This window comes from Streptomyces griseofuscus (assembly GCF_014673495.1).
Classification (GTDB): Bacteria; Actinomycetota; Actinomycetes; order Streptomycetales; family Streptomycetaceae; genus Streptomyces; species Streptomyces murinus.
In genome coordinates this window covers 6,228,444-6,253,840 of the sequence record NZ_CP051006.1, presented here as the reverse complement: position 1 = coordinate 6,253,840, position 25,397 = coordinate 6,228,444, and the positions used below count along the sequence as shown (strand labels likewise).

Below are 25,397 nucleotides of genomic sequence, written 5' to 3'. Positions count from 1 at the left end.
GCCCGTGTGCTCATGCCTGCGCCAGCCGTCATGTCCTCACCAGCCGTCATGCCTTCACCAGCCCCTGCCGGGCGGCGCCGCCGAGGGCCAGATAGACGTCCTCCAGGCTGGGCGTGGCCAGGGTGAAGTCGTCCAGGGCGGCGAAGGCGGCGCCGCCGGTCACCGTGGCGACGGCGGCGCGGGCCTCCTCGGGCGCGAGCCGAAGCGTCCAGCGCCGGCCGGCCTCCACCGCGCGTTCGCGCAGCACGGCGACCTCGGGCACGTCCAGCGGGGCCCGCTCCCGCCACACCAGTTCCACCCGGACCTCGCCCGCGACCTGTTCCTTCAGCCCGGCGGGGGTGTCGCAGGCGATGACCCGGCCCCGGTCGAGGACGGCGACCCGGTCGAGGACGGTCTCGGCCTCGATGACGTTGTGGGTGACGAGGAGGACGGTCGTGCCGTGTTCGGCGCGCCGCCGGTCCACGGCGGACCAGACCGCGCGCCGGGCCACCGGGTCCATACCCGTGGTCGGCTCGTCGAGGACCAGCAGCGGGCGCTCGCCGACGAGGACGGCGGCGAAGGTGGCGAGCCGGCGCTGACCGCCGGACAGCTTCTTCAGCGGCCGCCCGGCGATCGGGGTGAGCCCCAGTTCCTCCAGTACGGCGTCCCGCTCGGCCCGGGCCCGCGCCGCGTCCAGGCCGCGCAGGCGGCCGGTGGTCTCGGCGGCGAGGGAGACGGTCAGCTCGTCCAGGGCGGTGGACTCCTGGCCGAGGTAGGCGAGGAGGCGGGCGGCCCGCTCGGGGTGGCGCACGATGTCGTGGCCGAGGATCTCGACGCTGCCCCGGTCGGGGCGCAGCAGCCCGGTGAGCTGTCGTACGAGGGTGGACTTGCCGGCGCCGTTGGGGCCGAGCAGTCCGAAGATCTCCCCGCGCCGCACCGTCAGTTCCAGGGCGTCGGTGGCGCGCACCTCGGGGGTGCCGGGTGCGCCGCGGCGGCCCTTGACGGCCGGATAGGTCTTGGCGAGCCCGCGTACGCGGACGACCTCGTCCTGCCGAAGTGCCTGCCCCACGCGCGTACTCACAAGGGAAGAGGGTACGGGGTCGGGACCTTTACCCGCCCTTGGGGCCACCCGAACCTCTGCCGCCCGAAAGATCCGCCCCGCCCTCCCCCGGGGCGCTCGCCGGTACCCCGTCGGCTCATTCCCCCGCGTTCGCGTGCTCCGCGGCGGCCGGGATGTCGAACTCTCGCCAGAAGCCTGCCCGGATGGCGTAGCGGTCGTGTTCGTCGATCTGGTCGTCCTTGTGCGCGAGCAGGCCGAAGCGGGCGGCGTAGCGCAGCAGCTCTCCGTCGATGCGGTGCGGGATGCGCGGGTACATCTGGGACAGCCGCTGGAGATGGCTCTGGTCGCCGAGCCGGGACATCCAGCGGCGGGCGAAGACCTGCCCCACCTCGTACGGGTCGCCGCCGACGGTGGTGATGTCCTCCTCGCGGTCCGCCCAGCGCTGCTCGGCCGTGGTCAGCTGGGCGAGCGTCGGCATGGCGGCGGCCTCGGCCGGTTCGGCCACCGCGCCCGGCCGGTCCACCCAGCCCTTGTCGGAGGACCAGCGCAGGGTCGCGGTGGTCGGCTGCGGTGCGGGCTGGACGGCACCGGGGGCGCGCAGCGCGGCGAGGTCCTTGGGGGTGGGGACGCCCTTGGCCGCGGGCACCCGCTCCTGGCCGCCGTTGTCCGCGGCGCCGTTCGGCGGATGCGGCTCCTGCTCGGCGGAGCGCTCGGCGGCCGCGGCGAGCGCGGACTCGGGCAGCGGGGCGGAGAGGATCGCGGCGATCTCGGGGCGGGGCACGGGCTGAGGGGCGCACACGCCGGTCAGTTCCTTGGCGCGGACGGCCTGGGTGATCCAGGCCCGGTCCAGGACGCGCCGCTCGTCGGCCTCGGCGACCAGGTCCTCGGACTGGTTGTAGTCGCCGTCGGCGGCCTGCACGGCCCACAGGTGTACGGCGACGCCGTGCTCCTTGGCCGCCATCATGCCCGGCAGCAGATCGCCGTCGCCGGTGACGAGGACGACGTCGGAGCAGGCCCCGTTGCGGGCCAGCTCGGTCAGCTCGGCGTGCATGGCGGCGTCCACGCCCTTCTGCGCCCAGCGTCCGTCGCTGCGGGTGAGGGCGCCGAGGCGGACGGTGACCCGGGGCATCACCCGCAGCCGGCGGTGCTCCGGCTGGGGAACCCGGTCGGGGGCGCCGTCGAACCAGTAGATGCGCAGCAGCGGCCGTTCGGTGTCGGACTCGGCGCGGTCGCGCAGCGCCTGGATCAGTGCGGTGTGGTCGACGGTGATCCGGGACCGCGAGGGCTCGCCCGCGAGGAGGCTGGCGGCTGCGCCCAGCAGATACCCAGCGTCCACCAGGACGATGCAGCGGTCCACGCGACTCACCCTCTTCCCGGGAGGTTTTGCTTCGGACTTCCTTCGAGTCTGCCCGACCGCGCGGGGGTTAACGGCCCGAACTCGATCTTCGGCGTGGCGTTTGCGGCTGTTACTCGCCAACCTACCCTGTCACACAGGGTAATTGTCCGACATGCGATTGATGTCAGCGTATGTGAATCTGAATCCGGCCCTGGCCCCTAGATCCCCCGCAGGAGGCAGATCACCATGGCCAAGAACAAGAACCGTAAGCAGGGTGGCTCGCAGAACCGCGCCGCGCAGCACGCCGGTCAGGCTCACGAGCAGGCGCAGCACACCACGGAGGCCCACGAGTCTCCGGTGACACACATCCAGGGCAGTTCCGGTGATACCGGGCGTGGCAAGAAGCAGAAGAGCTTCGGCCACAACTAATGGGCGATTGACGCCTGTTGCGTAAGAAAAGAGGGGCGCACCCCTGACGGGTGCGCCCCTCTCACGCTGCCGGGAGCCGGCTCAGCCCGCGAGACAGGACGGGCCGAGCAGCACCTTCAGGTCGCCGAAGAGCGCCGGGTCGGGCTTGACCCGGTGCCGGTCCAGGCGCAGCACCGTGGTCTTGCGGGGCCCCTGGAGCTTGATCCGCACCTCGCTGTCGCCCTTGTGGTGGCTGAGGATCTCGCCGAGGCGGCTGACCATGGGCGGGGTGACCCGGGTCGCCGGGATGGTGAGGACCACCGGCGCGTTGGCGCCCGCGTTGGACAGGTCCGGCACCATCAGTTCCATGGCGACGAGCCGGGGCACGTCCTCGCGCTTGTCGAGGCGGCCCTTGACGAACACCACGGCGTCCTCGACCAGTTGGGTCGACACCAGCTGATAGGTGGCCGGGAAGAACATGCACTCGATGGAGCCCGCGAGGTCCTCGACGGTGGCGATCGCCCAGGCGTTGCCCTGCTTGGTCATCTTGCGCTGGAGGCCCGAGATGATGCCGCCGATGGTGACCACCGCGCCGTCCGCGTGCTCGCCGCCGGTGAGCTGGGAGATGCCCGCGTCGGCCTTGTCGGACAGCACGTGTTCGAGGCCGAACAGCGGGTGGTCGGAGACGTACAGACCGAGCATCTCCCGCTCCTGGGCGAGTAGATAGGTCTTGTCCCACTCGTCGTCGGTGAACTGCACGTCGAGACCGAAGCCGGGCTCGTCCGCGCTGTCGTCGCCCATGCCGCCGAAGAGGTCGAACTGGCCCTCGGCCTCCTTGCGCTTGACCGCGACCACGTTGTCGATCATCGGCTCGTACTGCGCGGTGAGGCCCTTGCGGGTGTGCCCCATGGTGTCGAACGCGCCGGCCTTGATCAGCGACTCGGTGGTGCGCTTGTTGCAGACGACCGCCTCGACCTTGTCGAGGTAGTCGGGGAAGGAGGCGTACTTCCCCTTGGCCTTGCGGCACTTGATGATCGACTCGACCACGTTGGTGCCCACGTTGCGCACCGCGGAGAGGCCGAAGAGGATCACGTCGTCACCCTGGGCGGCGAAGTTGGACTCCGACTCGTTGACGTTCGGCGGCAGCACCCGGATGCCCATGCGGCGGCACTCGTTGAGGTAGACCGCCGACTTGTCCTTGTCGTCCTTGACGGAGGTCAGCAGTCCGGCCATGTACTCGGCGGGGTGGTTGGCCTTGAGGTAGGCGGTCCAGTACGACACCAGGCCGTACGCGGCCGAGTGCGCCTTGTTGAACGCGTAGCCGGCGAACGGGACCAGCACGTCCCACAGCGCCTGGATGGCCTCGTCGCTGTAGCCGTTCTTGCGGGCACCGCCCTGGAAGATGGTGAAGTTCTTCGCCAGCTCCTCGGGCTTCTTCTTGCCCATCACGCGGCGCAGGATGTCGGCCTCACCGAGCGAGTATCCGGCGATGATCTGGGCGGCCTTCTGCACCTGCTCCTGGTAGACGATCAGGCCGTAGGTGACGTCCAGGACCTCCTTGAGCGGCTCCTCCAGCTCGGGGTGGATCGGCGTGATCTCCTGCTGCCCGTTCTTGCGCAGGGCGTAGTTCGTGTGGGAGTTCATGCCCATCGGGCCCGGCCGGTACAGGGCCGACACGGCGGAGATGTCTTCGAAGTTGTCGGGCTTCATCAGGCGCAGCAGTGAGCGCATGGGGCCGCCGTCGAACTGGAAGACGCCGAGGGTGTCGCCGCGCTGGAGCAGTTCGAAGGTCGTGGGGTCGTCCAGCGGCAGGGACAGCAGGTCGATGTCGAGGCCCTTGTTGGCCTTCACCATCTTGACCGCGTCGTCCATGATCGTGAGGTTGCGCAGGCCCAGGAAGTCCATCTTCAGCAGGCCGAGCGACTCACAGCTCGGGTAGTCCCACTGTGTGATGGTCACGCCGTCGGTGTGCCGGACCCAGACCGGGACGTGGTCGGTGATGGTCTCGCTGGACATGATCACGCCGGCCGCGTGCACACCCATCTGCCGGACCAGGCCCTCCACGCCGCGCGCGGTGTCGATGACCTTCTTCACGTCCGGTTCGTTCTCGTACATTCCCCGGACCTCGCCCGCCTCCGAGTAGCGGGGGTGCTGCGGGTCGGTGATGCCGGACAGCGGGATGCCCTTGCCGAGGACGTCGGCGGGCATGGCCTTGGTGATGCGGTCGCCCATCGCGTACGGGTAGCCCAGCACGCGCGCCGAGTCCTTGATCGCGTTCTTGGCCTTGATGGTGCCGTAGGTGCCGATCATGGCGACCTTGTCGGCGCCGTACTTCTCGGTGACGTACCGGATCACCTCGACGCGCCGGCGCTCGTCGAAGTCGATGTCGACATCGGGCATCGAGATGCGCTCGGGGTTGAGGAACCGCTCGAAGATCAGGCCGTGCGGGATCGGGTCGAGGTCGGTGATGCCCATGGCGTAGGCGACGATCGAACCGGCCGCGGAGCCTCGGCCGGGGCCGACCGCGATGCCGTTGTTCTTGGCCCACATGATGAAGTCGGCGACCACGAGGAAGTAGCCGGGGAAGCCCATCGAGATGATGACGTCCATCTCGTAGTCGGCCTGCTTCTGGCGGTCCTCGGGGATGCCGCCGGGGAAGCGGCGCTGCATGCCCCGGCTGACCTCCTCCTTGAACCAGGTGACCTCGGTGTAGCCCTCGGGGATGTCGAACTTCGGCATCAGGTCGCGCTTCTCGAACATGCCGGTGGTGTCGACCATCTCGGCCACCAGGAGCGTGTTGGCGCAGCCCTGCTGCCAGGCGTCCGAGGAGTCGATGGCGTACATCTCGTCCGTGGACTTCAGGTAGTAGCCGGTGCCGTCGAACTTGAAGCGGTCCGGGTCGGAGAGGTTCTTGCCGGTCTGGATGCACAGCAGCGCGTCATGGGCGGTCGCCTCATGGGCGTACGTGTAGTGCGAGTCGTTGGTGACCAGCGGGGGGATGCCGAGCTTCTTGCCGATCTCCAGGAGGCCGTCGCGGACCCGGTGCTCGATCTCGATGCCGTGGTCCATCAGCTCCAGGAAGTACTTGTCCTTGCCGAAGATGTCCTGGTACTCGCTGGCGGCCTTGAGTGCCTCGTCGAACTGGCCGAGGCGCAGCCGGGTCTGGAGCTCGCCGGAGGGGCAGCCGGTGGAGGCGACGATGCCCTCGGACCACTGGGAGATGGTCTCCTTGTCCATCCGGGGCCACTTCTGGAGCCAGCCCTCGGCGTACGCGTCGGAGGACAGCCGGAAGAGGTTGTGCAGACCGGTGCGGTTCACCGCCCACATCGTCTTGTGGGTGTAACCACCGGAACCGGAGACGTCGTCGCGCTTCTGGTGCGGCTGGCCCCACTGGATCTTGCGCTTGTTGCGCCGGGACTCGGGGGCCACATAGGCCTCGATCCCGATGATCGGCGTGACCCCGGACTTCTGGGCCGTGTGGAAGAAGTCGTACGCCCCGTGGAGGTTGCCGTGGTCGGACATGGCGATGTGCGTCATGCCCATTTCATTGCAGGCATTGAACATGTCCTTCAGCCGCGCGGCACCGTCCAGCAGCGAGTACTGGGTGTGGACGTGCAGGTGCGTGAACGGCGGCTTTGACACGGTTTGGCCTCCAACGGAGAACGTCAGGCGACGGGCGGGCGGACACTCTGGGGGACAGCGTCGAATCCTATGCCCTGGCACTGACAGCCGGAGTGGATCCCCGCGTACGTCGGTCGGGAACCGGGCACTCCCGCGCCGCGTCGCCCGTTGGAGACGGCGAAAGCGCTGTCGTATCCATGGACACACAGTGACGCACCACTCCCGCACCAGGAGGCATCCCGCGATGTCGGTCCCTAAGCTCAGCGCCGAGCAGCGCGGCGAGGAGATCCTCGCCGTATTCGACACCGCCTTCGGCAGGCTCCTGGCCGCCGACCCGGCCGCGTTCCGGGTGAAGTTCCGGAAGATGGCGGCCTCGGCCTTCGCGTTCTACCGGGGCACGGCGTGCCTCTTCTACCACGACCTCGACGCCGAGCGGCGGGGCGGCCCCTACCTGGACGACCGCACCTCGCGGGTGTGGATCCACGGCGACCTGCACGCGGAGAACTTCGGCACGTACATGGACTCGTACGGCCGCCTGGTGTTCAACGTCAACGACTTCGACGAGGCGTACGTCGGCCCCTTCACCTGGGACCTGAAGCGCTTCGCCGCCTCGATCGCGCTCCTCGGGTACGCCAAGGCGCTGAGCGACGAGCAGATCACCGAGCTGGTGACGGTCTACGCGGACGCGTACCGGGAGCGGATCCACGCCCTGGCCACCGGCGCCAAGAGCGACGAGGTGCCGCCGTTCACCCTGGACACCGCGGAGGGCCCGCTGCTCGGCGCGCTGCGCGCGGCCCGCTCGCTCACCCGGTTCGAACTGCTGGACTCGATGACCGAGATCCGCGACTTTGAACGCAGGTTCGCGTCGGGTCCCGGCACCGTCGAGCTGGACGCGGCCGACCGCTACAAGATCCTCGCGGCCTTCGACGGCTATCTGGAGACGCTGCCCGACTCCTCCCTGGCCCGCCCGGACTCCTACCGGGTCAAGGACGTCGTGGGCCGCCGGGGCGTCGGCATCGGCTCGGCCGGGCTGCCGTCGTACAACATCCTCCTGGAGGGCCACAGCGACGCCCTGGAGAACGACGTCGTGATCTACATCAAGCAGGCCCAGACCCCGGCCGTCTCCCGGCACATCACCGATCCGGCCGTCGCCGGGTACTTCCAGCACGAGGGCCACCGCACGGTGATCTCCCAGCGCGCCCTCCAGGCGCACGCCGACCCGTGGCTGGGCTGGACCGAGCTGGACGGCGCGGGCCAGCTGGTCGCCGAGATCTCGCCGTACGCGGTCGATCTGGACTGGAGCGATCTCGACGACCCGGAGGAGATCGCGCTGGTCGTGGCCGACCTGGGCCGGGCCACGGCCGCCATGCACGCGGCGGCGGACGACACCTCCGGCGAGTCCCTGGTGCCCTTCTCCACCGAGCGCGCCATCGACGCGGCGATCGCGGCCCACGAGGAGGGCTTCGCGCCCCTGCTGGTGGACTTCGCGCACACGTACGGCGCACGGGCCCGCGCGGACCACCAGATCTTCGTGGACCTGTTCCGCAACGGCCGGATCCCGGGGCTGTAGAGCGCCCCGCCGAGGCGGTGGCGTGCGCGTACTCACAGGCCCCCTTTAGGGGTCCCTTACTCCGGTTCGTGACAGACTCTGCTATCGCTATGGACATATCCGGGACCTACCTCAGAGCCGTTCGCGCGGTGCTGTTCACGGCCTTCGTCGTGACCCTCGGCACCGCGTCGCACGTGCTGCTGTCCCGGACCCCGCTGCCGGCCGCGACCGTGGCCGCGGTCGCCGCCGGTGTCTTCACCGGCGCGTACGCGCTGGCGGGCCGCGAGCGCGGCTTCGGCCGGATCGCGGCCCTGCTGGTGCCGCTGGAACTGGCCGCGGACACGGTGTTCACCACCGGCCAGCAGACCTGTTACGGCCGGGCGGGCGGCCCGGTCGCCGGCCCCCTGCACGCCTTCGGGTTCGACCTGCTGTGCCACGGCGGCGCGGTGGGCACCCCGCTGGCCCAGGTGGGCCGCGGGCAGGCCGCCGGGGTGCTGGCGAACGCCTCCCCGGCCACCGCCTGGCTGCTGCTCGCCGCGCACATCGGCGTGAGCCTGCTGGCCGCCGCCTGGCTGCGCCGGGGCGAGCGCGCCCTGGTGCAGCTGCTGCGCGCGGTGGCCGCCGCCTCCTTCCGGCCACTGCTCCTCGCGGTGGCCGCGATCGCCGTACGACGGCTGCCGGAGGGCCGCCCGCCCCGCCCGGCCCGGCGCCGGGCCGCCGCCCGTGACCGGCTTCTCGCCCACTCCCTGGGACGGCGTGGACCGCCGTGCGCCGCTCCGCTCGCCTCCTGGTGAGCGACGCGCCCGTCCCCCACTCGTACCCCGCGCAGGGCAACTGCGCGACCCCCAGGGAGAACACCCAGATGAGCAAGCGGAACAGCCAGGCGTCGAAGAACGCGGCCCGGGAGCGGCTGCGCGTGGAGCGCGAGCGCCAGGCCAAGCGCGACAAGGCCAGGCGCCAGGCGTTCGTGGCCGGCGGCGTCGTGGTCGCGCTCGCGGCCGCGGGCGGCATCGGCTACGCCGTCGTCCAGGCCAACAAGCCCAGCTACTGGGAGGGTCTGAAGAACGCGAAGGTCGTCGCCCCGGCCCACACCGAGGGCGCCAAGGGCGCCACGGTCGTCATCGGCAAGGCGAGCGCCAAGAAGACCCTCAAGATGTACGAGGACCCGCGCTGCCCGGTGTGCGCCCAGTTCGAGCAGACGGTCGGCTCGACGCTGCACAAGGACATCGACGACGGCAAGTTCAAGTACCAGTACGTGGGCGCCACGTTCCTGGACGCCCATGACAACGGTGTGGGCTCCAAGAACGCGCTGAGCGCGCTCGGCGCCGCGCTGAACATCAGCCCCGAGGCGTTCCTGGACTACAAGTCCGCGCTGTACTCCACGAAGTGGCACCCGGACGAGAACGACGACAAGTTCAAGGACGACAACTACCTCATCAAGATCGCCGACACCGTCCCGGCGCTGAAGGGCAACGTCACCTTCCAGAACGCCGTCAAGAAGGGCACCTATGACGCCTGGGCGGTGAACATGTCGAAGCAGTTCGACAACAACAAGGACGGCGTGACCGGCACTCCGGCCTTCGTCATGGACGGCAAGCAGCTCAACGGCGGCAACATGATCACGTCGGTGGACGAGTTCAACAAGGTCATCGACGCGGCCGTCAAGGGCTGACGACTCCCTCCCGGCCGACGCACTCCAGGGTGCCGGCACCCCTTCGAAAACCGACGGCTCGGTGAAGAGCGGGCGAACATTCCTTGTTCGCTCGCTCTTTTGTTCTACCGCTCGGTAACCTGATCGGCCGTGACCAGTCGAAACAGATCACTCCCGGCCTCCCAGGGCCTCAACTCCCCTTCCCCTCGCCGCCGTACGGTCGTCAAGGCCGCGGCGGCGACGGCTGTGCTGGCCGGGCCGCTCGCCGCCGCCCTGCCCGCCCGCGCCTCCGGTCAGGCCCCCGCCTTCCTGCACGGTGTGGCCTCCGGTGACCCGCTGCCCGACGGCATCCTGCTGTGGACCCGCATCACCCCGACCCCGGACGCCACTCCCGGCTCCGGTATCGGCCCGGACACCGTGGTGAGCTGGGTCGTCGCCACCGACAAGGCGCTCACCCAGGTCGTCAGCAAGGGCTCCACCACCGCGACGGCCGCCTCGGACCACACGGTGAAGGCGGACATCCGCGGCCTCCAGCCGGCCAATGACTACTGGTTCCGCTTCTCCTGCGGCGGCACCGACTCGCCCGTCGCGCGCACCCGCACCGCCCCGGCCGCCACCGCGGACGTCTCCGGGCTCCGCTTCGGCGTGGTCACCTGTGCCAACTGGGAGGCCGGCTACTTCTCCTCGTACCGCCACCTCGCGGCGCGGGGCGACCTCGACGCCTGGCTGCACCTCGGCGACTACATCTACGAGTACAAGTCCGGCGAGTACGCGGCCCGCGGCAAGGTGATCCGGCAGCACGCCCCCACCAACGAGACCATCACGCTCGCCGACTACCGCACCCGGCACGGCAAGTACAAGACCGACGCCGACCTCCAGGCCCTGCACCTGAAGGCGCCGGTCATCGCGATCTGGGACGACCACGAGTTCGCCGACAACGCGTGGTCGGGCGGCGCGGTCAACCACACCGAGGGCGCCGAGGGCACCTGGACCGCCCGCAAGGCCGCCGCCAAGCAGGCCTACTTCGAGTGGATGCCGGTACGCCCGGCGATCGAGGGCACCACCTACCGGCGGCTGCGCTTCGGCAAGCTCGCCGACCTGTCCCTGCTGGACCTGCGCTCCTTCCGCTCCCAGCAGGTGTCCGGCACCAGCGGCTCGGTGGACGACGCGAGCCGCACCATCACCGGCCGGGCCCAGCTCGACTGGCTGAAGGCGGGCCTGAAGGCGTCCGACACCAAGTGGCGGCTGGTCGGCAACTCGGTGATGATCGCGCCGTTCGTCATCGGCTCCCTCACCGCGGACCTGCTCAAGCCGCTCGCCCAGCTGCTCGACCTGCCGCAGGGCGGCATAGGCGTCAACACCGACCAGTGGGACGGCTACACCCACGACCGCCGGGAACTCCTCGACCACCTGACGTCGAACAACATCGGCAACACCGTCTTCCTGACCGGTGACATCCACATGTCCTGGGCCAACGACGTGCCGGTGGACGCGGGCACCTACCCGCTGTCGGAGTCGGCCGCCACCGAGTTCGTCATCACCTCGGTGACCTCCGACAACCTCGACGACATCGTCAAGGTCCCCGAGGGCCTCGTCTCCACGGCCGCCGCGCCGCTCATCGAGGCCGCCAACCGGCACGTCCACTGGGTGGACACCGACCGGCACGGCTTCGGCGTGCTCGACATCACCACCGACCGCGCCCAGATGGACTACTACGTCCTCTCCGACCGCACCGACCAGAACGCCACCGTCAAGTGGGAGCGCTCGTACCGCACCCGCACCGGCACACAGAAGGTCGAGCGCACCTACGACCCGGTCTAGGGTCTTTCGTTTGGATCAGGCCGAGCCCGGCATGATCCAAACGAGAGGCCCTAGACGGCCCGCAGGCCGTCGAGGAAGCCGAGCGCCACGCGCCAGGTCGCCTCGGCGGCCTCCGCGTCGTAATCCGGCAGGTCGGGGTCGGTGTACATATGCCCGGCCCCGGCGTACCGGTAGACCTCCACATCGGCGCCCGCCCGGCCCATCTGGAGGTACCAGGCGCTGAGCCAGTCGTCCGTCTCGAACGGGTCCGGCTCGGCCACGTGCAGCTGCACCGGCAGCTCGTCCACGTGCGCGTTCGGCGCGATGTCCGAGGTGCCGTGCAGAAGCAGCAGCCCGCGCGCCTTGTCGTCGCCGAGGGCGAGGGTCTGCGCCACGGAGGCGCCGAGCGAGAACCCGGCGTAGACCAGACCCCGCTCCGAGTACGGCGCAGCCGCCAGCACGGCCCGCTTCAGCAGCTCCTCCTTGCCGACCCCGTCGCTGAACTCCATGCCCTCCTCGACGGTGTCGAACGTCCGCCCCTCGAAGAGGTCCGGCGTCCACACCTCGTGGCCGGCCGCGCGCAGCCGGTCAGCGGCATCGCGCACCGCGGGCCTGAGCCCATAGGTCGAGTGAAAGAGCATGATGTTCATGAGCCCATGGTGCCAGCTCCGGGGGCCGTGCCCGGGAGCGGGACAAGTCACAGGTTCACGATCGCCGTAGCCGGTTACGTTCCAAGGCATGGAGACCGTACTGCGCCCTGTGATCGTGGTCGGCGCATCCGTGTTCCTGACCGTTCTCATCGGCTGGGCCACCGACGTGCTGCTGCGCAAGGCGGACGAACGCCACCCCGAGACCCCCCTGTGGGACCGGCTGCGGCGCGCCCGTGTGCCGTACCAGCTGGTCCTGTGCGCGGCCCTGCTCAGAGGCTCGTACGACCAGGCCGAGCTGTTCGAGGTGCACCGGGTCGGCGTCGGCCGGACCCTGACCCTGGTGCTGATCGGGGCCGCGGCCTGGCTGACGATCCGGATCGCGGGCGCCGTGGTCGAGACGACGTACAGCCGCTACGCGCGCGCCCACCACGACGCGGCGCGGGTACGGCGGGTGCGCACCCAGGTCACGCTGATCATGCGGGTGGTCTCGGCGGTCGTCGGCGTGGTCGCGGTGGCCGCGATGCTGCTGACCTTCCCGGCGATGCGGGCCGCGGGTGCCTCCCTGCTGGCCTCGGCCGGTGTCCTCGGCATCGTGGCCGGTGTCGCCGCGCAGTCCACGCTGTCGAACCTGTTCGCCGGGCTTCAGATCGCCTTCGGCGACATGGTCCGCATCGGCGACACCGTGGTCGTGGACGGCGAGTGGGGCACGGTCGAGGAGATCACCCTGACCTTTCTGACGGTACGGACCTGGGACGAGCGCCGGATCACCATGCCGGTGTCGTACTTCACCTCCAAGCCCTTCGAGAACTGGTCGCGGGGCACCCCGCAGATGACCGGGATCGTGTTCTGGCAGCTCGACCACAGCGCGCCCCTGGAGGCGATGCGCGAGAAGCTGCGGGACATCCTGCGCCAGTGCCCGGCCTGGGACGGCCGCGCCTCCAACCTGGTGGTCACCGACTCCACCGCCAACACCATGGAGGTGCGCGCGCTGGTGACGGCGAAGGACGCCGACGACATCTGGACGGTGCGGGTCGCCGTCCGCGAGCAGATGATCACCTGGCTGTCCGCGGAGCACCCCTACGCGCTGCCCCGGGTCAACACCTCGGACGCGGTGCTGCCGCCCTACCGCGTGCCCTCCCCGGACCGCCACTCCCTGCGCAAGGCGTACGAGTTCCCGCGCACCGGACGGAGCTGAGCGGGGCGGGCGGGCGCCTCGGTCCGGTTCAATGGCCGCGTTCGGCGCCTCCGTTGACCTGGATGATCTGTGAGGTGATGTGCCCGGCGGCTGGCGAGGCCAGCCAGTGCAGGGTGGCCGCCACATCGCCCGGCTCGCCCGCCCGGCCGGTGGAGGTCTCGGCCACGAGCTGTCCGCGCCGCTCCTCGGACATGCCGCCGCCGAAGAAGTCGGTGTCCTCGATGTAACCGGGCGCGACCACGTTCACCGTGATGCCCCGGTGGCCCAGGCGGCGGGCCAGATCATGGGCGTAGGGGTGCAGCCCGGCCTTGGCCGCCGCGTAGGCGCCGCTGCCCGAGCCGCGGTAGGCGGCGATGGAGCTGAGGAAGAGCACCCGGCCGCCGGGCTCCGCGAGCCGCTCCTGAAGGGCCTCGGTGAGCAGCACCGCGGTCAGGGTGTTGAGTCTGAAGGCGACGGTCCAGGCATGGGCCACCCGGTCGAGGGGGTCCTCGCTGCCGGCCGGTGGCTCCAGGGCGCCGGAGCCCCCCGCGCTGTGCACGAGCACATCGACGGTGCCGAACTCCCGGGCGACGAGCCGGGCAACCTCCCGCACCTCGGCGGGCTCGGTGAGGTCGGCCGCGTGGGTGAGCGCCCCCGGCACCCCGGCCTTCTCCAGCACCTCCGCACGCCGTCCGAGGAGCAGCACCCGGTCCCCGTCCGCGGCGAAGGCACGTGCCGTCGCCAGCCCGATGCCCGTACCGCCTCCGCTGATCACGATGTTGCGAGTCATGATCCGAGAGTAGGAGTCCGCGGCGGACGGCGCTTCCGGTTGTCCACAGCCACCGGGTATTTGTATGACCGGATATACACAGCTGGCCGATACACCCGGCCGGCCGGGCGCCGTCAGCGCAGGCTGCGCACATCGAGATGGCGCAGGACCCGGTCCACGATCTCCGGGTCCATCCCCGGTTCGCTGCGCGCGGCGAGCACCTCGTGCCGGGCGGCGCTGAGCATCTCGCCCTGGATACGCCGGATCCGCTTCAGCCGCTTGGCCCGCTGGTGCTGTGCCTCGCGGCGCTCCTCCTCGCCCATGTCGGGGCTGATCCGGATGCCGATGTCGAAGGCCTGCCGCAGCATCTGCTCGGACAGCTCCTCGGGCAGGTCCTCCACCTGCTCGATCTCCCGCAGCCGGCGCTTGGCCGCCTTGGCCGCGCGCACCGCCAGCTCCTTCTCGTACTCCTTCTCCCGCTCGGAGTCGGCCTGCACCCCCAGCCGTCTGACCAGCCACGGCAGGGTCAGCCCCTGGATCACCAGGGTGGCGACGATCACCCCGAAGGCGATGAAGACGATCTCGTCCCGGTCCGGGAAGGGCTTGCCGGCGTCGGTCTCCAGGGGGATGGCCAGCGCCAGCGCGACCGAGGCCACCCCGCGCATCCCGGACCACCACATCACGACCGTCTCCCGCCAGCTCGTGGGGATCTCCTCCTCCACATCGCGCCGGGCGTGCAGCCGTTTGGTCAGCCAGGTCGCCGGGAGCAGCCACAGCAGTCGTACGACGATCACCACACCGGCGACGGCCACCGCCCAGCCGAGCAGCTCGCCCCACCGTCCGCTGGCCGTACGGATCGCGTTGTGCAGCTCCAGGCCGATCAGCCCGAAGGCGACGCCGGTGACGAGGGTGTCGATGATGTCCCAGAAGGTGTGTCCCGCCAGTCGGGTCATCACATCGTCGGCGCCGGTGGCGTACTCGGAGAGGTAGAGGGCCGTGGTGAGCACGGCGAGCACGCCGGAGCCCTGGAGCTTCTCCGCGAGCACGTAGGAGGCGTACGGCACCAGCAGGGTCAGGCCGATCTGGAGGGTCGGGTCGCCCAGCAGGTCCATCATCCGGTTCGCGCCCCAGCCGAGCAGCAGCCCCACGGCCACCGCGACCACGGCGGACAGCACCAGCGCGAGCCCGGCCTTCCACGGCGAGAACAGTCCGCTCACCGCGGCGGCGATCGCCACGTGGTAGAGCACGATGGCCGTCACGTCGTTGAACAGCCCCTCGCCCTCCAGGACCGACACCAGGCGGCGCGGCAGCCCGAGTTGTCCGGCGACGCTGGTCGCGGCGACCGGGTCGGGCGGGGCGATCAGCGCGCCGAGCGCCACGGCGGCGGCGACCGACAGACCGGGCACGATCGCGTGGGCCACGAAGGCGACGCACACCGTGGTCACGAACACCAGGGCGACGGCCAGGGTCAGGATCGGGCGTTTGTTGGTCGTGAACTGTCGCCAGGAGGTGCGCCGTACGGCCGCGTACAGCAGCGGCGGCAGCAGTCCGGGCAGGATCAGCTCGGGCGGGATGTTCACGTTGGGCACGAAGTCGGCCACCGCGAGGACCCCGCCGAACAGCGTCATCAGCACCGGGGCCGGCACCCCGAGGCGGTCGCCCACCGGGACGCTCACCAGGGCCCCGAGCAGCAGGGCGAACAACAGAGCCAACTGATCCAAGGCCGGCGCTCCGGGGTCGACATGGCACGCGAGGCTTCAAGCCTGCCATGCCGCCCGGCCACCGGCCGTTCCAGGGCATCGCCCCGGGGGGTGTCACCGCACCCCGTTCACCGGCTCTTCCGCCGGTGGTTACAGGGCGCGGCGCATCGCCCGGTGGGGCATGTCGGCGTCCAGGAACTCCGGTCCGTACGCCGCGTAGCCGAGCCGCTCGTAGAAACCGAGCGCCTGGGTCTGCGCGTGCAGGTCCACCGCGGCCAGGCCACGCGCGCGGGCCGCCTCCTCGATGGCCCGCACCAGGGCGGCGCCGATACCGAGCCCGCGGGCCCGACGGGAGACCGCGAGCCGCCCGAGGGAGCCGACGGAGGCGTCCGCGCCGGTCTTGGCGACGGCCGCCTCACCGGTCAGCAGCCGGCCGGTGCCCAGCGGGGTGCCGTCCGCGCGCAGGGCCAGCACATGCACGGCGACGGCGTCGTACACGTCGTACTCGACGGCTTCGTCCACGCCCTGCTCATGGACGAAGACCTCCTTGCGGACCGCGAAGCACGCCTCCAGGTCGGCGGGGTCCTCGGCGACGCGGACGGTGGGGGCTCCGGTCATCCGTAGGTCTCCTCGCGGACCAGGTCCAGGGCCTGCTGGAGGTCCTCGGGGTAGTCGGAGGAGAACTCCACCCAGCGGCCGTCGCCCGGGTGTTCGAAGCCGAGGCGCACGGCGTGCAGCCACTGGCGGGTGATGCGCAGCCGCTTGGCGAGGGTGGGGTCGGCGCCGTAGGTGAGGTCGCCGACGCACGGGTGGCGGTGGGCGGCCATGTGGACGCGGATCTGGTGGGTGCGGCCGGTCTCCAGCTTCACATCGAGCAGGGAGGCGGCACGGAAGGCCTCGATGAGGTCGTAGTGCGTCACCGAGGGCTTGCCGTCGGCGGTGACCGCCCACTTGTAGTCGTGGTTCGGGTGGCGGCCGATCGGGGCGTCGATGGTGCCGCTCGTCGGGTCCGGGTGGCCCTGGACCAGGGTGTGGTAGCGCTTGTCGACCGTGCGCTCCTTGAACTGGCGCTTGAGCGAGGTGTAGGCGTACTCCGACTTGGCGACCACCATCAGGCCGGAGGTGCCCACGTCCAGGCGGTGCACGATGCCCTGGCGCTCGGCGGCGCCGGAGGTGGAGATGCGGTAGCCGGCGGCGGCGAGACCGCCGATGACGGTCGGGCCGGTCCAGCCCGGGGAGGGGTGCGCGGCCACGCCGACCGGCTTGACGATCACGACCACGTCATCGTCGTCATGCACGATCTCCATGCCCTCGACGGGCTCGGCGACCACCTGCACCGGCGCGGGGGCCTGCGGCATCTCGACCTCCAGCCAGGCGCCGCCGTGCACCCGCTCGGATTTGCCGACGACCGCGCCGTCGACCTGCACCTTGCCGGCCGCGGCCAGCTCGGCCGCCTTCGTGCGGGAGAAGCCGAACATGCGGGAGATGGCGGCGTCGACGCGCTCGCCCTCCAGGCCGTCGGGCACGGGCAGGGTACGGATCTCGGGAATCGTGCTCACCCGTCGAGTATGCCGGACGGGCGGCACGGCCCCGACCGAGCCTGTGGAAAACCGGCTCCGGCCCCGGTCCGCCGGGGCCGCGCCGTCAGTCCTTGTGGACCGTGCCGTCCGGGTCGAGACCGCGGAAGGACAGCAGCACGATCAGGATGCCGCCGCACACGATCGCCGAGTCGGCGAGGTTGAAGATCGCGAAGCCCTTGGGCGCGATGAAGTCCACGACCTGGCCGTTGAAGACGCCGGGCGAGCGGAAGATCCGGTCGGTGAGGTTGCCGAGCGCGCCGCCGAGCAGCAGGCCGAGCGCGACGGCCCAGGGGAAGCTGTAGAGCTTGCGGGCCAGCCGCATGATCACCACGATCACCGAGGCGGCGATCACCGTGAAGATCACGGTGAAGGCCGCGCCGAAGCCGAAGGCGGCGCCCGGATTGCGGATGGCGTGCAGCTCCAGCAGGTCCCCGACGAGCTTGATCGGCGCGTGGCCCTCCAGCTTGGCCACCACCAGCGTCTTGCTGATCAGGTCGAGCGCGTACGCGAACGCGGCCACGGCGAACAGCACGGCGATCCGGCGCCCACGGCCGGTCCGCTCCCGCTCCTGGTCCGCCGCCTGCTCGGGGGCCTGATGTGCGCCGTCCTCCGGGGTGTCCGGCGTATTGATGATGCGCTCCGCCTCTGCCACGTGCGTCCCTCGACCTAGGTACCTGACTGAGGACGAGACTACGGCACGCCTGAGCGGCCCCACACGCTCAGGAACGGCGTTCCTGCTTCTGCTTGCACTCCACGCACAGGGTGGCCCGCGGGAAGGCCTGCATCCGGGCCTTGCCGATGGGGTTGCCGCAGTTCTCGCACAGGCCGTAGGTGCCCGCGTCCAGTCGTTCGAGCGCGCGTTCGGTCTGGGTGAGCATCTCGCGCGCGTTGGCGGCCAGCGCCAGTTCGTGCTCGCGGGTGATGTTCTTGGTCCCGGTGTCGGCCTGGTCGTCGCCCGCGCCGTCCCCGGAGTCGCGCATCAGGCCGACGAGGGACTCCTCGGACGAGCTGATCTCCCGCCGCAGCCGCTCCATCTCGGACTGGAGCTCCGCACGCGCCTCGGAAACCTCCTGGTCGGTCCAGGGGTCCTCGCCGGGGCGCACCGCCAGCTCGCCGGGGTCCGCGGCGGCCAGGCGCGCCTTGGGAACGGCGGTGTCCTCCGCCGTGGCCGTGCCAGGGGTCTTCTTCGCAACCACCTTCGTGGCTCCCGTCTGCTTCGCGGCCCGCGCCGCGCCCGCCTTCTTGGCCGTGCTCTTCTCGTCCGGCTCCGCCTTGTGGGCCGCGGTCCTCGCGGCCTTCCCGGCGGCGGTTCCCGCCGCGGTGGCGTCCCCGGCCGTCGTGCCGCCCGTGGCCGCGTCCCCGGCCGCCGTGTCCTTGGCCGCGGTCCTCCTGGCGGGCGACTTCTTCGCCGCCGCCTTCTTGCCCGCCGTTCTCCCGGCCGCCGTCTTCTCGGCCGAGACCGCCGTTTTCCCGGCCGGGGCCTTCGCCGCCGCGGGCGTCTTGTGCCCGGCCGCCGCGGTCCTCTCGGCCGCCGCCTTCTTCTCCGGTGTCTTCCTGGCGGCCGTCTTCCTCGCCACCGGGTGGGCGGCGGCCTCCTCGGCCGCGCCCGTCTGCTCCAGGACCGGCTTCACGGCGGCTCCCTTCTCGGCGGCGGCCTTCCTGGCCACCGCCTTCCCTTCCCCCTCCTCGGCCACCGCCCGCCGCGCCGCCGCCTTCTTGGCAGCGGCCTTGTGAGCAGTGGTTTTCTCGGTATCCGACTTCCTGGCCACGGTCTTCTTCGCGCTCTCTCTCGCCACCATGGCCGCGGCCCCTTCACATAGGGTGATCTCGCTCGCGAATCGTGCTGGGACGATAAATCGACTTGCCTCCCGCGGCAACGGGGCACACCGCCCGATTCGCCCGGCCGCACCCCCGGCGCGACGGGCCTGCATCCGTTGTGCCCAGCTCCCCGCCGGGTAATCCGCCACGCCGGGCATCACCCCCGCACCCTCGCCATTCGGGGCATCCGGCGACCCGCACCGGGCCACCGCCGACCGGCCCCCCGAAAAGCGGTCGGCCGCTGTCCGCGCGGCGCCGTACACTGGGCGCAGCGAGCAGCATGGATGGGGACGAGTAGCGGCGTACGCAGCCCAGAGCGACCCGGGGACGGTGGAAGCCCGGGGGCGAGCGCGACGTGAAGATCACCCCGGAGCCGCCGGAAGAAAGCCGCAGCCGCAGGGCCAGGCCAGTAGAACCGGTTTCGCGAACCCAATGAGGGGGCCCACCGGCGACCGAGGCACGGCGGCGGGCCAAGGAGGGTGGTACCGCGGGAGCGCGCCGCACACGGCGTACGAATCGAAGCTCTCGTCCCTCCGACGGAAGGCAGCAAGTCCGTTGGAGGATGCTCGCAGATGACAGCGCCGACGTACCGCCAGGTGCCCGCACAGGTCGACCTGCCCGCGCTTGAGCACGCCGTGCTCGACTTCTGGCGTGAGCAGAAGATCTTCGCCAAGACCCTGGAGCAGTCCGAGGGCCGCCCCGAATGGGTGTTCTACGAAGGCCCGCCCACCGCCAACGGCATGCCCGGCGCCCACCACATCGAGGCGCGCGTCTTCAAGGACGTCTTCCCCCGCTTCCGCACCATGCGCGGCTACCACGTGGCCCGCAAGGCCGGCTGGGACTGCCACGGCCTGCCCGTGGAGCTGGCCGTGGAGAAGGAGCTGGGCTTCTCCGGCAAGCAGGACATCGAGGCGTACGGCATCGCCGAGTTCAACGACAAGTGCCGCGAGTCCGTGACCCGGCACACCGACGCTTTCGCCGAGCTGACGACCCGCATGGGCTACTGGGTCGACCTGGACGACGCCTACCGGACCATGGACCCGGAGTACGTGGAGTCCGTCTGGTGGTCGCTGAAGGAGATCTTCGGCAAGGGCCTGCTGGTCCAGGACCACCGCGTCGCCCCCTGGTGCCCCCGCTGCGGCACCGGCCTGTCCGACCATGAGCTGGCGCAGGGCTACGAGACGGTCGTCGACCCCTCGGTGTACGTCCGCTTCCCGCTCACCTCCGGCCCGCTGGCCGGCGAGGCCGCACTCCTGGTGTGGACGACGACCCCCTGGACCCTGGTCTCCAACACGGCGGTCGCCGCCCACCCGGAGGTCACCTACCTCGTCGCCACGAACGGCGAGGAGAAGGTCGTCGTCGCCGAGCCGCTGCTCGCCAAGGCGCTCGGCGAGGGCTGGGAGCCCACCGGGCAGAGCTTCACCGGCGCCGAGATGGAGCGCTGGACCTACCAGCGCCCGTTCGAGCTGATCGAGTTCCCGGAGCCGGCCCACTACGTGGTGAACGCCGACTACGTGACCACCGAGGACGGTACGGGCCTGGTCCACCAGTCCCCCGCCTTCGGTGAGGACGACCTCAAGGTCTGCCGCTCCTACGGCCTGCCCGTCGTCAACCCGGTGCGCCCCGACGGCACCTTCGAGGAGGACGTGCCGCTGGTCGGCGGCGTCTTCTTCAAGAAGGCCGACGAACAGCTCACCGAGGACCTGGGGCAGCGGGGCCTGCTCTTCCGGCATCTGCCGTACGAGCACAGCTACCCGCACTGCTGGCGCTGCCACACCGCGCTGCTCTACTACGCGCAGCCCTCCTGGTACATCCGTACGACGGCCATCAAGGACCGTCTGATCCAGGAGAACGAGAAGACCAACTGGTTCCCCGACACGGTCAAGCACGGCCGCTTCGGCGACTGGCTGAACAACAACATCGACTGGGCGCTGTCCCGCAACCGCTACTGGGGCACCCCGCTGCCGATCTGGCGCTGCGAGGACGACCACCTCACCTGCGTCGGCTCCCGCGCCGAACTGTCCGAGCTGACCGGCACCGACCAGTCCGAGCTCGACCCGCACCGCCCGTACATCGACGCGCTCACCTTCGCCTGCCCGCACGAGGGCTGCGGCAAGACGGCCACGCGCGTGCCGGAGGTCATCGACGCCTGGTACGACTCGGGTTCGATGCCGTTCGCGCAGTGGGGCTACCCGTACAAGAACAAGGAGCTGTTCGAGAGCCGCTACCCGGCCCAGTTCATCTCAGAGGCCATCGACCAGACCCGCGGCTGGTTCTACACGCTGATGGCCGTCGGCACCCTGGTGTTCGACAAGTCCTCGTACGAGAACGTCGTGTGCCTCGGCCACATCCTCGCCGAGGACGGCCGCAAGATGTCCAAGCATCTGGGCAACATCCTCCAGCCGATCCCGCTGATGGACCAGCACGGCGCGGACGCGGTGCGCTGGTTCATGGCGGCGGGCGGCTCCCCCTGGGCGGCGCGCCGGGTGGGCCACGGCACCATCCAGGAGGTCGTCCGCAAGACGCTGCTGACGTACTGGAACACGGTCGCCTTCCAGGCGTTGTACGCCCGTACGTCGAACTGGGCGCCGAGCGCGGCCGACCCGGCCCCCGCCGAGCGCCCGCTGCTGGACCGCTGGCTGCTGTCCGAACTGCACGCGCTCACCGACCAGGTGACGCAGGCCCTTGAGGGGTACGACACCCAGCGCGCCGGCAAGCTGCTGTCCGCGTTCGTCGACGACCTCTCCAACTGGTACGTCCGCCGTTCGCGCCGCCGCTTCTGGCAGGGCGACAAGGCCGCGCTGCGCACGCTGCACGAGGTGCTGGAGACGGTCACCCGGCTGATGGCGCCGATCACCCCGTTCATCACCGAGCGGGTGTGGCAGGACCTGATCGCGCCGGTCACCCCGGGCGCGCCGGAGTCGGTGCACCTGGCGTCCTGGCCGGAGACGGACCTCGGTGCGATCGACCCGGAGCTGTCCCGGCAGATGGTGCTGGTGCGCCGGCTCGTGGAGCTGGGCCGTGCCACGCGTGCCGAGTCGGGCGTCAAGACGCGTCAGCCGCTGTCCCGTGCGCTGATCGCGGCGAGTGGTTTCGAGACCCTGGACCGCGAACTGCACGCGCAGATCACGGAGGAGCTGAACGTCTCCTCGCTGGCCTCGCTGTCCGAGGTCGGCGGCTCCCTGGTGGACACCACGGCCAAGGCCAACTTCCGTGCGCTGGGCAAGCGGTTCGGCAAGCGGGTGCAGGACGTGGCCAAGGCGGTCGCCGCAGCCGACGCCGCCGCGCTGTCGCTGGCACTGCGGCAGGGCACGGCCTCGGTGGAGGTCGACGGTGAGACGATCACCCTGGCGCCGGACGAGGTGATCATCACCGAGACGCCGCGCGAGGGTTGGTCGGTGGCGTCCGACTCCGGTGCGACGGTGGCGCTGGACCTGGAGATCACGGAGGAGCTGCGCCGGGCGGGTCTCGCCCGCGACGCGATCCGGCTCATCCAGGAGGCGCGCAAGAACAGCGGCCTGGATGTCGCGGACCGGATCGCGCTGCGGTGGACGTCCACCGACCCGGCGGTGATCGCGGCGCTCGGTGAGCATGCCGAGCTGATCGCGGAGGAGGTCCTGGCGACGGACTTCGCCCAGGGCGAGGCCGACGACAGCTATGGGGACGCCTTCAGCGACGAGGGTCTGAGCCTGGTGTTCCGGCTGCGCAAGGCGTAGGCGCCACCAGTAGTTCGAGAAGGGCCCGGCCTCCACTTCGGAGGGCGGGCCCTTCTTGGTGGGTGCGGCCTTCCTTGGTGGGTGCGGCCTGGAACTCTTGTCGTGCGCGGTTCCCCGCGCCCCTGAAAGCTTCAACACGCCCCGTTCGAAAGAGCGCCGCGCACACAAGAACGCGGCCCCGGACCGAAGTCCGGGGCCGCGTTCTCAGCGTTGCCGACGCCTATGGCGTACTACTCACCGTGGCCGGCGCTCAGTTGTCGTCCTCGTCGATCAGGAAACCGCGCATCGGCGAGGGGGCCTGGCCCATCGGGGACGGGCCCTGCGGGCGGACCGGAGCCATCGGCTGGGTCATGGCGGGCGTCATCTGCTGCTGACCGCCGTAGGACGGACCGGACGTCTGAGCGGGCGAACCACCCATCGTCTGGTTGCCGCCGTAGGACGGGGCACTCGCGCCGGCCGGAGCCATCGAAGGCGCCGGGGACGGCGGCAGGGACGCGGCGGCCGGGGTACGCGGCGGGGCCAGCGAGTCGTCGGCCTGGGTCTCCAGCTGACGCAGCTGCGACTCCAGGTACGACTTCAGGCGCGTGCGGTACTCGCGTTCGAAGCCGCGCAGGTCCTCGACCTTGCGCTCCAGCGTGGCGCGAGCGGACTCCAGGGAGCCCATCGCGACGCGGTGCTTCTCCTGCGCGTCCCGCTCCAGGGCGTCGGCCTTGGCACGGGCGTCACGCTCCAGACCCTCGGCGCGGCTGCGGGCCTCGCCGACGATCTTGTTGGCCTCGGAGCGGGCCTCGGCGATCGCCTGGTCGGCGGTCTGCTGGGCCAGCGAGAGGACACGGGCGGCGCTGTCGCCACCGGGGCCCTGACCGGGACCGCCCATGGGACCGCCCATCGGGCCACCCATGGGGCCACCCATCTGCTGCTGCATGGGCGGCTGGCCACCCATCGGGCCCTGGCCCATGCCGCCTTGACCCATACCGCCCTGGCCCATGCCACCCTGACCCATGGAGCCCTGGCCCATCGGGCCCTGTCCCATCGGACCCTGGCCCATCGGGCCGGGACCCTGCGGACCACCCTGCCCACTGGGACCGGCGGGCAGCTGCGGGGCACCGCTCGGCAGCTGGGGCGGACCACCCATGGGGCCACCCATCTGCTGCTGCGGCGGGCCCGATATGCCGGCGGGTACCGGAGCGCCGGGACCTCGCATGCCCTGCTGCTGCTGTTCCTGCTCCGGAGGCTTTCGGGAGTTCTGCTGGTTCTGCGCCGCGGCTCGCGTGGCGGCAGCCAGCTTCGCGCGCAGGTCCTCGTTCTCCCGGAGCAGACGGGTCAGTTCGGCTTCGACCTCATCGAGGAAGGCATCGACCTCGTCCTCGTCATAGCCTTCTCGGAGGCGGACGGTCGTGAACTGCTTGTTCCGCACGTCCTCGGGGGTCAACGGCATCTCTTCACCTCAACGTAGTCATCGGCAGTCGGCAAGACCGGATCGTCCACACGCTCATCTCACGAAGTTCTGCACGATGGCGATGAGAATGTAGACGATGATCATCAGTACGAAGAAGGACAGGTCGAGCGCCACGCCCCCGAGACGCAGCGGCGGAATGAACCGCCGCAGAAGCTTCAACGGTGGATCGGTGACAGTGTAGGTGGCCTCCAGTACGACCACCATCGCCTTGCCGGGTTGCCATGAGCGGGCGAACTGGAAGACGTAGTCCATGACCAGCCGGAAGATGAGCACGACGAGAAACACCATCAGCGCGATGTAGATCACCTGCGCGAACACGCCCATGGCCTGTGTTTCCCTCTCCCCTGTTCCGAGCTCTTGCGTACTGCGGTCCGGTCTGCGTCTCAGCTCTGGTTGAAGAACCCGCCCTCTGCGATGCGGGCCTTGTCCTCCGCCGTGACATCGACGTTAGCAGGAGACAACAGGAACACCTTCTGCGTCACCCGCTCGATACTGCCGTGAAGACCAAACACCAAACCGGCCGCAAAGTCGACAAGTCGCTTGGCGTCTGTGTCATCCATCTCAGTCAGATTCATGATCACCGGGGTGCCCTCACGGAAGTGTTCCCCGATGGTACGGGCCTCGTTGTAGGTCCGTGGGTGCAATGTGGTGATCCGGTAAGGCTCTCGTTCCGACACGACCTTGGGCATGATCACCGGCGCGTTCTTCTCCAGGGACTGACGTTCTTGTGTGATGGACGCCACGGGCGCGATCCGCGCCGGGCGACCGGATTCCGCGGGTAGCGAAGCCGCCCGGGACACCGGTTCACGGGGTGCCGGAGGCTGCACCACTCGCACCGATTCATCCCTTTGGGGCTGATGTGCATCATGCGGTTGATGCAGCGGCTCGTGCCGCCGGTGGTCCCGCTCGGGCTCCGGGTCCAACTCGGGCTCGAAATCGTCATCGGGGTCGAATCCGCGGCCGTCGTACCCATCGTCCTCCACGAGGCCGAGGTAGACCGCCATCTTGCGCATCGCGCCGGCCATGCTCTGAGTCCTCCGCTCTGTGGTGGATCGGCTGACGACTGCCAAGTGCCCGCGATCCACGCGGTCGTTGTGTCCGTTTCGCGAACACTGACCATATTTTCT

At 70.3% G+C, this 25,397-nt stretch carries 20 protein-coding genes; 7 read left to right on the top strand and 13 right to left on the bottom strand.

Annotated features, from left to right (window positions below):
• Positions 1-46: 46 nt before the first annotated feature.
• Together HEP81_RS28405 and HEP81_RS28400 are read right to left on the bottom strand one after the other, a co-directional pair.
• Positions 47-1,060 (bottom strand): ABC transporter ATP-binding protein, encoded by a 1,014-nt coding sequence (locus tag HEP81_RS28405; RefSeq protein WP_037653134.1) that lies wholly within the window; start codon positions 1,058-1,060, stop codon positions 47-49.
• 115 nt (positions 1,061-1,175) lie between these two features.
• The gene (locus HEP81_RS28400) at positions 1,176-2,396 is read right to left on the bottom strand and encodes an NYN domain-containing protein (RefSeq protein WP_037653133.1); all 1,221 of its coding nucleotides are present in this window, start codon (positions 2,394-2,396) and stop codon (positions 1,176-1,178) included.
• A 225-nt stretch (positions 2,397-2,621) separates the two neighbouring features.
• Between HEP81_RS28400 and HEP81_RS28395 the strand changes: the two genes are divergently transcribed.
• Positions 2,622-2,804 carry a hypothetical protein gene (locus tag HEP81_RS28395; RefSeq protein ID WP_037653130.1) on the top strand — a complete coding sequence of 61 codons (183 nt, stop codon included), beginning with the start codon at positions 2,622-2,624 and terminating at the stop codon, positions 2,802-2,804.
• A gap of 81 nt (positions 2,805-2,885) precedes the next feature.
• On the opposite strand, the gene dnaE is transcribed toward HEP81_RS28395, so the two are convergent.
• Positions 2,886-6,425, bottom strand: coding sequence for a DNA polymerase III subunit alpha (dnaE, locus tag HEP81_RS28390; protein WP_037653129.1), 3,540 nt, complete (start codon positions 6,423-6,425; stop codon positions 2,886-2,888).
• Positions 6,426-6,648: 223 nt separating this feature from the next.
• Between dnaE and HEP81_RS28385 the strand changes: the two genes are divergently transcribed.
• From HEP81_RS28385 to HEP81_RS28370, 4 genes are all read left to right on the top strand, one after another.
• Positions 6,649-7,974 (top strand): DUF2252 domain-containing protein, encoded by a 1,326-nt coding sequence (locus HEP81_RS28385; protein WP_037653127.1) that lies wholly within the window; start codon positions 6,649-6,651, stop codon positions 7,972-7,974.
• Between the two features lie 89 nt (positions 7,975-8,063).
• A complete protein-coding gene (locus HEP81_RS28380; RefSeq protein ID WP_037653125.1) occupies positions 8,064-8,747 on the top strand; it encodes a hypothetical protein in 684 nt (227 codons plus the stop codon).
• A gap of 68 nt (positions 8,748-8,815) precedes the next feature.
• Entirely contained in the window at positions 8,816-9,625 is an 810-nt protein-coding gene (locus tag HEP81_RS28375; protein ID WP_037653267.1) for a thioredoxin domain-containing protein, read from the top strand.
• Between the two features lie 129 nt (positions 9,626-9,754).
• Positions 9,755-11,425 carry an alkaline phosphatase D family protein gene (locus HEP81_RS28370; RefSeq protein WP_037653123.1) on the top strand — a complete coding sequence of 557 codons (1,671 nt, stop codon included), beginning with the start codon at positions 9,755-9,757 and terminating at the stop codon, positions 11,423-11,425.
• Positions 11,426-11,475: 50 nt separating this feature from the next.
• On the opposite strand, the gene HEP81_RS28365 is transcribed toward HEP81_RS28370, so the two are convergent.
• Positions 11,476-12,054 carry a dienelactone hydrolase family protein gene (locus HEP81_RS28365; protein ID WP_037653121.1) on the bottom strand — a complete coding sequence of 193 codons (579 nt, stop codon included), beginning with the start codon at positions 12,052-12,054 and terminating at the stop codon, positions 11,476-11,478.
• Between the two features lie 88 nt (positions 12,055-12,142).
• On the opposite strand from HEP81_RS28365, the gene HEP81_RS28360 reads away from it, so the two are divergent.
• Positions 12,143-13,249, top strand: coding sequence for a mechanosensitive ion channel family protein (locus tag HEP81_RS28360; RefSeq protein WP_037653119.1), 1,107 nt, complete (start codon positions 12,143-12,145; stop codon positions 13,247-13,249).
• A 28-nt stretch (positions 13,250-13,277) separates the two neighbouring features.
• On the opposite strand, the gene HEP81_RS28355 is transcribed toward HEP81_RS28360, so the two are convergent.
• From HEP81_RS28355 to HEP81_RS28330, 6 genes are all read right to left on the bottom strand, one after another.
• Positions 13,278-14,018, bottom strand: coding sequence for an SDR family NAD(P)-dependent oxidoreductase (locus tag HEP81_RS28355; protein WP_037653117.1), 741 nt, complete (start codon positions 14,016-14,018; stop codon positions 13,278-13,280).
• Between the two features lie 113 nt (positions 14,019-14,131).
• Positions 14,132-15,718, bottom strand: a complete 1,587-nt coding sequence (locus tag HEP81_RS28350; protein ID WP_037653116.1) for a Na+/H+ antiporter — start codon at positions 15,716-15,718, stop codon at positions 14,132-14,134.
• A 129-nt stretch (positions 15,719-15,847) separates the two neighbouring features.
• Complete coding sequence (locus tag HEP81_RS28345) at positions 15,848-16,315, bottom strand: GNAT family N-acetyltransferase (protein ID WP_037653113.1); 468 nt, start codon at positions 16,313-16,315, stop codon at positions 15,848-15,850.
• Positions 16,312-17,256: an RluA family pseudouridine synthase gene (locus tag HEP81_RS28340; protein ID WP_037653111.1), complete on the bottom strand. Its 945-nt coding sequence runs from the start codon at positions 17,254-17,256 to the stop codon at positions 16,312-16,314. The genes HEP81_RS28345 and HEP81_RS28340 overlap by 4 nt, the downstream gene beginning before the upstream one ends.
• 85 nt (positions 17,257-17,341) lie before the next feature.
• Complete coding sequence (gene lspA / locus HEP81_RS28335; RefSeq protein ID WP_037653109.1) at positions 17,342-17,929, bottom strand: signal peptidase II; 588 nt, start codon at positions 17,927-17,929, stop codon at positions 17,342-17,344.
• A 67-nt stretch (positions 17,930-17,996) separates the two neighbouring features.
• Positions 17,997-19,076 (bottom strand): TraR/DksA family transcriptional regulator, encoded by a 1,080-nt coding sequence (locus HEP81_RS28330; protein WP_078967215.1) that lies wholly within the window; start codon positions 19,074-19,076, stop codon positions 17,997-17,999.
• A 591-nt stretch (positions 19,077-19,667) separates the two neighbouring features.
• Between HEP81_RS28330 and ileS the strand changes: the two genes are divergently transcribed.
• Complete coding sequence (ileS, locus tag HEP81_RS28325; RefSeq protein WP_037653108.1) at positions 19,668-22,811, top strand: isoleucine--tRNA ligase; 3,144 nt, start codon at positions 19,668-19,670, stop codon at positions 22,809-22,811.
• A gap of 250 nt (positions 22,812-23,061) precedes the next feature.
• On the opposite strand, the gene HEP81_RS28320 is transcribed toward ileS, so the two are convergent.
• Genes HEP81_RS28320 through HEP81_RS28310 form a run of 3 tightly spaced genes read right to left on the bottom strand, consistent with a single transcriptional unit; the run spans position 23,062 to position 25,295 of the window.
• Positions 23,062-24,249, bottom strand: coding sequence for a DivIVA domain-containing protein (locus HEP81_RS28320; RefSeq protein ID WP_063755208.1), 1,188 nt, complete (start codon positions 24,247-24,249; stop codon positions 23,062-23,064).
• Positions 24,250-24,303: 54 nt separating this feature from the next.
• Entirely contained in the window at positions 24,304-24,594 is a 291-nt protein-coding gene (locus HEP81_RS28315) for a YggT family protein (RefSeq protein ID WP_037653106.1), read from the bottom strand.
• 59 nt (positions 24,595-24,653) lie between these two features.
• Positions 24,654-25,295, bottom strand: a complete 642-nt coding sequence (locus HEP81_RS28310) for a cell division protein SepF (RefSeq protein ID WP_037653104.1) — start codon at positions 25,293-25,295, stop codon at positions 24,654-24,656.
• Positions 25,296-25,397: the final 102 nt, after the last annotated feature.

Excerpts from the sequence above, each read along its gene's own strand:
- HEP81_RS28320 (WP_063755208.1), bottom strand. The coding sequence starts at position 24,249 with ATGCCGTTGACCCCCGAGGACGTGCGGAACAAGCAGTTCACGACCGTC.
- HEP81_RS28375 (WP_037653267.1), top strand. The coding sequence starts at position 8,816 with ATGAGCAAGCGGAACAGCCAGGCGTCGAAGAACGCGGCCCGGGAGCGG.
- HEP81_RS28345 (WP_037653113.1), bottom strand. The coding sequence starts at position 16,315 with ATGACCGGAGCCCCCACCGTCCGCGTCGCCGAGGACCCCGCCGACCTG.
- HEP81_RS28355 (WP_037653117.1), bottom strand. The coding sequence starts at position 14,018 with ATGACTCGCAACATCGTGATCAGCGGAGGCGGTACGGGCATCGGGCTG.
- HEP81_RS28310 (WP_037653104.1), bottom strand. The coding sequence starts at position 25,295 with ATGGCCGGCGCGATGCGCAAGATGGCGGTCTACCTCGGCCTCGTGGAG.
- HEP81_RS28330 (WP_078967215.1), bottom strand. The coding sequence starts at position 19,076 with ATGGTGGCGAGAGAGAGCGCGAAGAAGACCGTGGCCAGGAAGTCGGAT.
- ileS (WP_037653108.1), top strand. The coding sequence starts at position 19,668 with ATGACAGCGCCGACGTACCGCCAGGTGCCCGCACAGGTCGACCTGCCC.
- HEP81_RS28380 (WP_037653125.1), top strand. The coding sequence starts at position 8,064 with ATGGACATATCCGGGACCTACCTCAGAGCCGTTCGCGCGGTGCTGTTC.
- HEP81_RS28395 (WP_037653130.1), top strand. The coding sequence starts at position 2,622 with ATGGCCAAGAACAAGAACCGTAAGCAGGGTGGCTCGCAGAACCGCGCC.
- HEP81_RS28315 (WP_037653106.1), bottom strand. The coding sequence starts at position 24,594 with ATGGGCGTGTTCGCGCAGGTGATCTACATCGCGCTGATGGTGTTTCTC.
- HEP81_RS28365 (WP_037653121.1), bottom strand. The coding sequence starts at position 12,054 with ATGAACATCATGCTCTTTCACTCGACCTATGGGCTCAGGCCCGCGGTG.
- HEP81_RS28360 (WP_037653119.1), top strand. The coding sequence starts at position 12,143 with ATGGAGACCGTACTGCGCCCTGTGATCGTGGTCGGCGCATCCGTGTTC.
- HEP81_RS28385 (WP_037653127.1), top strand. The coding sequence starts at position 6,649 with ATGTCGGTCCCTAAGCTCAGCGCCGAGCAGCGCGGCGAGGAGATCCTC.